Source organism: Helicobacter sp. UBA3407 (assembly GCF_949747025.1).
In the GTDB taxonomy this organism is placed as follows: domain Bacteria; phylum Campylobacterota; class Campylobacteria; order Campylobacterales; family Helicobacteraceae; genus Helicobacter_D; species Helicobacter_D ganmani.
Map to the genome: position 1 here is coordinate 1 of NZ_CATKCB010000220.1, position 3,097 is coordinate 3,097.

The following is a 3,097-nucleotide window of genomic DNA, read 5'->3' on the forward strand; positions in this document are numbered from 1 at the left end:
CCCATAAAAATGCAAGATTTCTGGGAATAGTTAGGATTCATAAATAAAACTTTAGTATTGAATTACAACAAGATTTAAGAAGATTTGTTGCCTCTCACACGGAAAGATTGACAATTAAGAAATATAATCATATTTCACTTAAATTTAAATGAAACAAACCATAAGATTGTTCAATAATCAAGATTAAAATCAAATCTTTTACTAGAAATGGATTACTTCGTCGTTTCACTCCTCGCAAGGACGCAAAATCAAAGTGCCGATAGTGTCTAGCAGGCAAATTCTAAAGCCTTTGACGCAAAAAGCTAAAAGGCGGGAGCGCAAAAGGCAAGATAAAGGCATTTTCATTGCCACTATGGATAGATTCTAATTCCTTGCCATTAACTAATAGAATCTTAAAAAGACGCAGGTATTTTTTGCCATTCTTTTCAAAAATCTCTCCGATGTCATTTTTACCCAAACAAACAGAATCCAAATGCGCACTTACAATTTCCTTAGGTTCATTGGGGCGAATCGTATGCCGACAAAGCGCGCTCTTGCCCTCTTCGCTCACCTCTGCATTGACTTGATAGCTCCCCTCGCTAATTGCACTCCAATGATTCTGCGTATTAAGTCGCTCAAAAGGACGATGAATTAAATAACCCTCACTAAAACCGCGATTTTTTAAGGTTCCTAGCTCCTCTTTATAGCGCGATTCCACAAAGTCGCCTTGCGCATAATCCTCCAAAGCACGCCGATAAGCTAGTGTTGTAATGCCCGCATAATAACTTGACTTCGTGCGTCCCTCAATTTTAAGCGAATCTATCACACCGCTTTCTAAAATCATCGGGATATGTGCAATTAAATTCAAATCTTTTGCGTTAAAAATATGCGTCCCCACGCCCTCTTCTTCCTCCAAGCGCATTGTGATTCCATTGTCAGGATTCCGCGCATAAATCTCCTTGCCACTAAATCGCACCAACTCATCGGTTTTTTCATTGCGCACATAATATTCATAATCAAACCGACAATCATTCGCGCAACTCCCACGATTTGGCACGCGACCATTTTGCAAAGCCGAGATTAGACAACGTCCCGAAAACGCAAAACACATAGAACCATGCACAAAAATTTCTAATTCTAAATCAGGCAGGGCTTTTTTAATCTCTATTGCGTCTTTTAGGCTTAATTCTCTTGCTGCAATAATACGCTTCACACCCAATTCATAAAACACTTCCGCGTCTAACACATTTAAAACATTCGCTTGCGTAGAAAGATGAATCGGAATCTCTGGCGCAATTTGATGAGACAATTTAACTACTCCGGGTGTTGCAACGATGAAGCCATCAGGCTTTAAAGAAGCCATTTTTTGAATATGTGATTCCAATAATTTTAATTGAGAATTAAAGGGAAATCCATTAATTGTTACATAAATCTTTTTGCCTCGTGCGTGCGTGTATTCTACTCCCTCGCGGAAAGATTCAAAGTCAAATTCCTTTCCCGAACGATTCCGCAAGGAAAAATGGCTCACGCCACCATAAACAGCATCTGCCCCATATTCCAAAGCAATTTTCAGTTTTTTAAGATTCCCAGCAGGAGAGAGAAGTTCTGGAATCTTTGGAGGTTTAAAAGTAGAATCTTGCATTCATTACTTGCCAAAATTTGCAATCAAGGCTTCAATATCATTTTCATTGACAACATTTTCTGTTTTATCTCCTTGAATATGCACTGCGGAGCTTACGCGTTTGCTATCGTCAATTTTACCCTCAAAGAGTGAGCTCATATATCTTGCAAGCGCACGCATAATGTTAATAACGCGTTCAATTTTTTGACGATGAATGTCTTGATACTGCATAGCTTCCATTGCTTCTAGTGAAATATTTGAGATTTCCTGCAAACAATCAGATACCTTTTGCACATCTGTTTTGACTTTGGTTACTGCTTCTAACTGCTCATTAAAGGTATGAAAATCCGGAAATTTGACATGAAGCTTTTGTAAAAGTTCCTCTTGAGAAGTGATAAATTGTTGAATCTCACCAAATGCGTCCTCAATGTCTGCGTCTAAGTTATTAATTTTCTCTAGCTTATCAAACATCTCTGTAGCTTTGATTTCCGAATCTCGCGTTACATCATCTAATTGATGCACTACCTTATGCTCTGCTGTTGGTGGAGGTGGAGGCCAACTTACATCTTGCTCAATAGAAAAATCATCTGCTTTTGCTTCGCTTTTAATTGTTGGGTCTTCCAAAGTAGAATTTTCTAAAGATTCCTCTTGATTCTCTTGCTCTTGACTTCCTTGCGCAATATCGTCCATATCACTACCCAATAGTGAATCCAATTCCTCTTGTGTCATTCTAAAACCTTGAAGTAAGTTAAAATATTGCTTGTAATTATACGATTAATTTTTATAATTTTGTTTAAACGCAAGCAATTCCTTTAAAAAAGTGGCTTATCCATTTCCTTTGGAATCGCAATTTCCATAAGTTTTAAAATACTTGGCGCAATATTGTTTAATCCACCATTTTGCACAGATTCTACTCCTTTTGCCATTACAAAGCACCACACATCACCAATCGTGTGGTTTGTCAAAGGTTCGCCCTTTTCATCTTTCATTTCTTCACAATTTCCATGGTCGCTCGTAATAATTAATCCATAATCCTTTTCCTTTGCTTTTGAGCAGATTCTACCCAATTCATTATCTACCGCTTCTACTGCGGCAATCGCCGCTTCATAATTCCCTGTATGTCCTATCATATCGCCATTGGCAAAATTCACTACAACAAAATCATATCCCTCTTCCATTGCCATTAAAACGGCATCACCTACTTCCTTGGCACTCATTTGAGGCTGTAAATCATAAGTCGCGACCTTTGGAGAGGGCACAAGCAGACGCGTTTCATTGGGATAAGGCTCTTCAATCCCCCCATTAAAAAAGAAAGTTACGTGGGCGTATTTTTCTGTTTCTGCAGTATGAAATTGTCGCAAATGATGATTGGAAATCACTTCGGCTAGAGTATTTTGAACATTTTCTTTGGGAAAAAGAATCGGAAAGGAAAAAGATTTATCATAAGGAGTCATCGTAACAAGTGGAATCTCTACAAAACTTTTGCGCACAAATGCG

3 protein-coding genes are annotated in these 3,097 nt (G+C 38.3%); all 3 read right to left on the minus strand.

Going from position 1 to position 3,097, the window contains the following annotated elements; genetic code table 11:
• Window positions 1-280 precede the first annotated feature (280 nt).
• Entirely contained in the window at window positions 281-1,621 is a 1,341-nt protein-coding gene (locus Q1553_RS07830) for a peptidase U32 family protein (RefSeq protein ID WP_297599917.1), read from the minus strand.
• 3 nt (window positions 1,622-1,624) lie between these two features.
• Complete coding sequence (locus tag Q1553_RS07835; RefSeq protein ID WP_115551437.1) at window positions 1,625-2,329, minus strand: chemotaxis protein; 705 nt, start codon at window positions 2,327-2,329, stop codon at window positions 1,625-1,627.
• An 83-nt stretch (window positions 2,330-2,412) separates the two neighbouring features.
• Window positions 2,413-3,097 (minus strand): alkaline phosphatase family protein (locus Q1553_RS07840; RefSeq protein WP_300842894.1); only part of this gene is annotated, 685 nt, incomplete at its 5' end.